The sequence below is a fragment of the Cysteiniphilum sp. genome (assembly GCF_057495195.1).
In genome coordinates, this window is sequence record NZ_JBXTEF010000143.1 from 1 (window position 1) to 5,953 (window position 5,953).

The 5,953-nt window shown below is 38.4% G+C and carries 12 protein-coding genes; all 12 read left to right on the forward strand.

Features of this window, described 5'->3' with window-relative positions; translation table 11 throughout:
* Positions 1-504 (forward strand): transposase family protein (locus ACY10D_RS11865; protein ID WP_487000933.1); only part of this gene is annotated, 504 nt, incomplete at its 5' end.
* A gap of 74 nt (positions 505-578) precedes the next feature.
* The gene (locus ACY10D_RS11870) at positions 579-1,067 is read left to right on the forward strand and encodes a siphovirus Gp157 family protein (protein ID WP_487000934.1); all 489 of its coding nucleotides are present in this window, start codon (positions 579-581) and stop codon (positions 1,065-1,067) included.
* A 216-nt stretch (positions 1,068-1,283) separates the two neighbouring features.
* Positions 1,284-1,451 carry a hypothetical protein gene (locus ACY10D_RS11875; protein WP_487000935.1) on the forward strand — a complete coding sequence of 56 codons (168 nt, stop codon included), beginning with the start codon at positions 1,284-1,286 and terminating at the stop codon, positions 1,449-1,451.
* 1 nt (position 1,452) lies between these two features.
* Positions 1,453-1,746, forward strand: a complete 294-nt coding sequence (locus ACY10D_RS11880) for a single stranded DNA-binding domain-containing protein (protein WP_487000936.1) — start codon at positions 1,453-1,455, stop codon at positions 1,744-1,746.
* Between the two features lie 16 nt (positions 1,747-1,762).
* Positions 1,763-2,185 carry a hypothetical protein gene (locus ACY10D_RS11885; RefSeq protein WP_487000937.1) on the forward strand — a complete coding sequence of 141 codons (423 nt, stop codon included), beginning with the start codon at positions 1,763-1,765 and terminating at the stop codon, positions 2,183-2,185.
* A 29-nt stretch (positions 2,186-2,214) separates the two neighbouring features.
* Positions 2,215-2,628, forward strand: coding sequence for a hypothetical protein (locus tag ACY10D_RS11890; RefSeq protein WP_487000938.1), 414 nt, complete (start codon positions 2,215-2,217; stop codon positions 2,626-2,628).
* A 69-nt stretch (positions 2,629-2,697) separates the two neighbouring features.
* Positions 2,698-2,919 carry a TA system antitoxin ParD family protein gene (locus tag ACY10D_RS11895; RefSeq protein ID WP_487000939.1) on the forward strand — a complete coding sequence of 74 codons (222 nt, stop codon included), beginning with the start codon at positions 2,698-2,700 and terminating at the stop codon, positions 2,917-2,919.
* Positions 2,903-3,184, forward strand: coding sequence for a type II toxin-antitoxin system RelE/ParE family toxin (locus tag ACY10D_RS11900; protein WP_487000940.1), 282 nt, complete (start codon positions 2,903-2,905; stop codon positions 3,182-3,184). Before ACY10D_RS11895 ends, ACY10D_RS11900 begins: the two co-directional genes overlap by 17 nt.
* A 206-nt stretch (positions 3,185-3,390) precedes the next feature.
* Positions 3,391-3,678, forward strand: coding sequence for a hypothetical protein (locus ACY10D_RS11905; RefSeq protein WP_487000941.1), 288 nt, complete (start codon positions 3,391-3,393; stop codon positions 3,676-3,678).
* Positions 3,679-3,687: 9 nt separating this feature from the next.
* Positions 3,688-4,386 (forward strand): DUF2971 domain-containing protein, encoded by a 699-nt coding sequence (locus ACY10D_RS11910; RefSeq protein ID WP_487000942.1) that lies wholly within the window; start codon positions 3,688-3,690, stop codon positions 4,384-4,386.
* A gap of 46 nt (positions 4,387-4,432) precedes the next feature.
* The gene (locus tag ACY10D_RS11915; protein WP_487000943.1) at positions 4,433-4,867 is read left to right on the forward strand and encodes a UPF0236 family transposase-like protein; all 435 of its coding nucleotides are present in this window, start codon (positions 4,433-4,435) and stop codon (positions 4,865-4,867) included.
* A gap of 189 nt (positions 4,868-5,056) precedes the next feature.
* The gene (gene coq7 / locus ACY10D_RS11920; protein WP_487000944.1) at positions 5,057-5,695 is read left to right on the forward strand and encodes a 2-polyprenyl-3-methyl-6-methoxy-1,4-benzoquinone monooxygenase; all 639 of its coding nucleotides are present in this window, start codon (positions 5,057-5,059) and stop codon (positions 5,693-5,695) included.
* Positions 5,696-5,953: the final 258 nt, after the last annotated feature.

The window sequence follows — 5,953 nt, forward strand, 5'->3', positions numbered from 1 at the left end:
TCAATGCCAATTATTATGGCACAAAATAATCGTCGATTTAAAGCTTGTGTTGCCTCAGAGCTGGCGGATAAAAGTGGGTATTGTGCTGCTAAGAACCTATATTACTATGGTGTGAAGCTTCATGTTTTAGCAAGCTATCAAGTTGGCTCTATGCCTATTCCCGAGAGCATTGGATTAACTCATGCAGGAATGAATGATGGCAAGGCATATGAATTACTTTGCCATGACCAGAAGGTCAAACAATACACAAAGTTTGGTGACAAGGCTTATCCCGCAAGTCAAGAAACCAACACATACACGCCTATTAAAAAAGAAAAAGGGCAAGCATACTTAGATGCGGCGGATCAGTTGTACTCAACAGCAATATCTAAGATTAGGCAACCGGTAGAATCAATGAATAACTGGATTCAGGAAAAAACAGGCATAGAAATAGCAAGTAAAGTCAGATCTACAAAAGGATTATTGGTTCATGTGTTTGGAAAGCTGCCAGTTAGCGTTAAATAACTTTGTGGATTTGGTTAAAGCGTATAAAGAATCAAAACAGTTAAAACAGTCAAAAGAATCAAAGGTAATCGATCATGAAGCTATATGATATTAATCAAGAAATTATGCAGATTGTCTGCGAAGCAGTTGACGTTGAAACAGGCGAAGTGATTGCTGAGCTTGATACCAATAAGCTAACAGGCCTTAAGATAGCGCGTAAGGAAAAAGTACTCAATTTGGGTAAGTACATTAAAAATTTAGATGCAGAATTGACAGCTGTAAACAATGAGAAAACAAAGTTTTTGAAGTGGGAAAAATCGCTTAAAAAGCGTATTGAGTCGATTAAAACCTATCTGGCTAAAAACATGGCAGAGGGTGAAAAGTTCAAAGATGCGCAAATCATGGTGAGTTGGCGCATGCCAAGCGAGCAAGTGCATGTGTCCAACGTTGATATGCTGCCAGAGAAATACAAGCGTATTAGCGTTGATGCTAACAAGGTCGAGCTAAAGCGCGCGATTAAAAACGGTGAGGCAATCACTGGCGCTTGTTTGCAATATGGTGAGCCGAGTGTGTTAATCAGGTGATGCCATGCAGTATCAATTCACGACGGATTACCCGCCAAGCGTCAATAATCTTTATGTGACCACCAAAAGCGGTAAAAAATGCTTAATTTGATGGGATTAAGAAAGCGCGAATGATTAACGATGACAGTCAAATCAAAATGCTGTATGTGCGTATGTTAGCTAAAAAACATGGTGGAAGTTGTAGCGTTAAAATCAAAGCAATAGGAGCTGAGGCACATGATTGAGGTTGCAAAAAATCAAGAATGGAAAGCCGCGCGAATTATCGCAAAGATGGAAGAACAAGGAGAAATACAGCCACTGCAATGGCTCAAAATCCCGAATGCAGTGATTAAAAAATATTTCATGGTGATTAATAAAGAGAATAGGAAAAACGGGAATAAATAGCATGCATAATCATAATATCGTTGCCACCACAGGCACCTACACCGGACAAGATGGACAAAAGAAATATATCAATAAAACGATTGGCAAAGTATTCCAAACACAACATGGGATAAAGCTAAAGCTTGATGCAAGTTTCAATTTAGCCGCATTACAGCAAGCTGATGATGGCAGTGTATGGCTTGCGGTATTTCCACCGCGTGACAACAACCAACAGCAGGGAGCAAGTACTCAGTCGCAACCACAGCCCACTATACAGCAATTAAATGATTTTGATGACGATTCAATACCGTTTTAAGGGAGGAATTAGGCAGATGTATACATATGACAATAAACAGTTTAAGTCAAAGAAAATGCTTTTTTCACACTTACGCGAGCAAGGCACTATTTCATGCTCACATGGTTATTTTCTTAAAGCTTTCTCACAGAATCATTTAAACATCGAGCAAACGCTTGCATACATTGATAGCGCCTACACATTAAACAGGTCAGTTAAAAATACCGATTTTACAGTCAATGATGTTTACTTTAAGAATATGCGCGAGTTTGAAATTCATTACAACTTGCCCGCTAACACGCTGTCATCGATGAAGAATAAACGCAAAATCAGTACAAGCGAAGCCGCAAAAATCGCTTTGGAGTCACCAGAAGTACAAAAGCAAATGGCCTATAAAAACTCACACACGGCTAAATTTCTACAGCTAAGGCTACCAACGACTAACTTTGTTTATCATTAATTGAATGACTAGAGTATCAGGAGGGTATTATGGAGGAGTTAACACTATCAGTAGGCTATAAAATGATTCGTAATGTGGTTGGCGAAAAATACGCTGATATCATTTACGATGTGGCGTGCACCAATAAGCGTAATAAAATCTACTTTCCGATGTATGCCAATAAATCCTGTGGCGCGCTTAAAAGAGTATTGCCGCATGATGTGCTTAGAAAGCTTTCTGAGCACTTTGGTGGTCAAGCCATCTATGTGCGCAAAGATAATTTAAAGATTGATGATGCTAAGGAAAAAGAATGGGCGGCACGTACTCTAGCTAAAGCGGGTGCAACAGCCGATACCATCGCCAGAGTGCTTGGCGTGACTAAAAAGACAGTGCTTAATTGTTATGTTGAGCAGAGAAGCAAGCCCGTTGATAACAGTGGTCAACGGCAGTTATGTTTGTTTTAATTGCAAAAAGTCGCAATTTGCATCACTATGATCTATACTAGAAAAACTTAAATATTCTGAGGTATATATATGGCACTTTCAGTAAGATTATCAGATGATCTAGTTAGAGTTGCACAAATCACAAGTCAAGTTATGCATCGGTCTTGTGCAAAGCAAATAGAGCACTGGGCATTGATTGGCAAAATTGCAGAGGAAAATCCAGATTTATCATATGCATTCATTCAAGATGCTTTAATGGCTAAGGCAGAGATGGATAATGGGAATATAAGTAGCTATGAATTTGGTAATTAATCAGACTAATACCTTTAAAAAATCGGTAAAAAAGCTATCAAAGCAGGATAAGCAAATACTTGATGATGAGGTTAGAGCGTTATGTCAAAACCCATTGTTAGGTGAGCAGAAAAAAGGCGACTTGATTTTTTTACGTGTCCATAAATTTAAAATGAATCGTCAACTGATGCTGTTGGGTTATACCTATGAAGAGGAAAAAATAACGCTTACATTATTGAAGCTTGGGAGTCATGAAAATTTTTACAGAGATATGAAGCGCATTTAGCTTACACTAACATCTAAGTGTTTCCCTAAAGCACCCAAAGCCTGATTGATTGCTATGTTGGAGAAAAGCAGCTGTCAACAGCAGCTGTGTTTGTCTTAAGTATTTTAAAAATTGGAGCTTTATAAAATATCAGCTACCCTTAATGTTAACGTAAGATAATGCATTGCTGCATTGAATTGTGTAGTGACATTTTAAAGGAAAGCAACATGAAAAGTAGGTTTTTATTTTTAGTGGTAATTATGCACTTGTTTTCCATAAATACTCTTTATAGTTATTGCTTTGAGCCTTATCCGCCAGCGAATCCGCCTGATGCACCATACTGTGGAAGCTACTTAGGTAGCGGTTGTAGTGATTTTGATATAGAGATGTATAAGTCGGCAGTTGAAACATATATAAAACGATTGAAAGATTACCAATATGATGTAGGTCAGTATGCATCTTGTATGCAGACCAAGGTAACAGATGACTGGAATGATTTTGTCAGTCAGCTTTGAGGAGGTACGGTGTTAATCTATAAATATTTACCTGATTATTTTCAAGGAGCGGACAATTTTAGACATGTTAGAGTGGCTCTCATGGGCAAGTGTTGGATGCGTTTGCCTAGGGCATTTAATGATCCCTTTGATAGTCATATATTTTTTGGGCATCATGAAAATCAAGAGGCTTTGGGTGAAGTAAAGCGTATCTGTGAAATTCTTGTGTATGTGTCCTGCTTTTCTAAGACAGTAAAAAATATGCTTATGTGGGCACATTATGCAAACAATCACAAGGGCGTGTGTTTTGAATATGAGATTGGCGATACTGACAATCAACTTAAAGACTTTGAAAAAGGTAATGTTATTTATCGATCTGAGCCGCATATTGTTAATGCAGCGGAGTTTATAAAAAATTATCAAAGCAATTTTCAAGATCAAGCAAGGATGGAGTCTTTTATTAGGGAGATATATTTTAATAAAAGCATAGATTGGGCATATGAAGAGGAATACAGGGTTCTATCTTTAAATCAAAATCTTACTAGAGACAATGTTGCAGATGGCATGGAAGTTGATTTCATAAGCCCCAAAAGTATATATTTTGGGGCTCGTAGCAATGAAGAGTATATAGATGAATTTAAAAAGCTACTTGATGAAATGAATTGTGGGAGGCTTAATACTTATCGCACAAGGTTGCATAGTAATCAATATGATATTGAAAAAATTTAGGCGACAACTATCCTGACACATAGGGATATGCAAGTCACTCACCAGAATTCTCGACTGGTTTCATATTACGATGAAAATGGAAAATATCTCATTGCCTGAAAAGCTTAAAGCTAAATTTAAGCGGGTTAAATGGCATCTATGGAGAGGTAGATCAGATAGAGCATTACTGCGCTTAGAGCAACTTAAATCAATAACAACTAATTCAACCGCAATTAAAAGAATAGCTCAATTTATCACTTATATTACCAATAATGAGGATAAAATTGTCAATTACTCAAATCGCAAGAAAGAAGGTTTAGTCTTCACCAGTAACTTGGCTGAGTCAACAGTAGAAACCTTAATTAATCAACGATGTAAAGGCAAGCAGCATATGCGGTGGTCAAGAGATGGGTTAAACCCAATTTTACAGCTAAGAGCATCAATACACAGCAAAGGAGAATGGGATCAAAAATGGAAAATGGCCGTGCTTAATGCTGCATAATATTACGTTTCCAGCATGGGCCGAGTTTGGATGGTTCGACCTTGTAGGTATTATGAAATTCATTATCTATCAGATCGTACAAAACTTCCGTCACAACTCGAAAATTATGCCGCCAGACTTTAAAATGGTTTGTGATGGGTATAATATGCAGAGCATGAGTTTTTCAATATATAAAGAGTAACCATGTCAATGCGTCGTCATTCATTTTTAGATCAATGTTTAGGTGAGCTTCAACACTTTGTGAAGTCGGTTGTTTTGCCCGCAACAAATCCAATGTCAGCAACTCCGGCACTTGATATGAACGAACCAGAGCTTGATGCGGCTGAGTCAAAACATGTGGCAGGGCTCATGCGTGTTGATCACACTGGTGAGATCTGCGCGCAAGCGCTCTACAGGGGGCAAGCCTTTGTCGCGAAAGAGCATGAAACACGTGCGCATTTACATCATGCGGCTGAGGAAGAATATAATCATTTATCATGGTGCGAAACGCGCTTAGATGATCTTGGGGCGAGAAAGAGTTTGCTCAATCCTTTATGGTATGTTGGATCCTTTTCTATCGGTGCTGTTGCCGGACTTATTAGTGATAAAGTAAGCTATGGTTTTGTGATTGAAACCGAAAAGCAGGTGATGCGCCATTTAGAGACACATTTAAATGAATTACCTGCCCAAGATGAAAAGTCACGTGTAATTTTGATGCAAATGTATAAAGATGAGCAATCACACGCCAATGAGGCAGCCCTTGCCGGCGGTGTTGAGTTTCCACTGTGGGCTAAGTTAATTATGAAAGCCCAGTCAAAGGTTATGACCACCTTGGCGTATCGTGTTTAGTTGAAGGTAGATATTTAATGGGGCATTTAGAAAATGATATATACCCATCATAAATCATTTCGCGGTGTTTTGTTGAAGGGGTTTTTGATGATTTTGGGTGGTTGGATTGCAAAAACATCTACGGTTACGGGTGTTGTTGGAGAGCTAGGGATTTATGAACACTCCCCCTCTAAAATATAAAAAGAGACTGTTCACTCAACTGTGTCACCCTAAAGCTCAAGTTTTAACCGTTCAGGAAAAAAGATGTTGAGCTGTGAA

Coding starts and splice junctions, on each gene's coding strand:
- ACY10D_RS11890 (WP_487000938.1), top strand. CDS start 2,215: ATGGAGGAGTTAACACTATCAGTAGGCTATAAAATGATTCGTAATGTG.
- ACY10D_RS11870 (WP_487000934.1), top strand. CDS start 579: ATGAAGCTATATGATATTAATCAAGAAATTATGCAGATTGTCTGCGAA.
- ACY10D_RS11875 (WP_487000935.1), top strand. CDS start 1,284: ATGATTGAGGTTGCAAAAAATCAAGAATGGAAAGCCGCGCGAATTATC.
- ACY10D_RS11885 (WP_487000937.1), top strand. CDS start 1,763: ATGTATACATATGACAATAAACAGTTTAAGTCAAAGAAAATGCTTTTT.
- ACY10D_RS11900 (WP_487000940.1), top strand. CDS start 2,903: ATGAATTTGGTAATTAATCAGACTAATACCTTTAAAAAATCGGTAAAA.
- ACY10D_RS11880 (WP_487000936.1), top strand. CDS start 1,453: ATGCATAATCATAATATCGTTGCCACCACAGGCACCTACACCGGACAA.
- coq7 (WP_487000944.1), top strand. CDS start 5,057: ATGCGTCGTCATTCATTTTTAGATCAATGTTTAGGTGAGCTTCAACAC.
- ACY10D_RS11895 (WP_487000939.1), top strand. CDS start 2,698: ATGGCACTTTCAGTAAGATTATCAGATGATCTAGTTAGAGTTGCACAA.
- ACY10D_RS11905 (WP_487000941.1), top strand. CDS start 3,391: ATGAAAAGTAGGTTTTTATTTTTAGTGGTAATTATGCACTTGTTTTCC.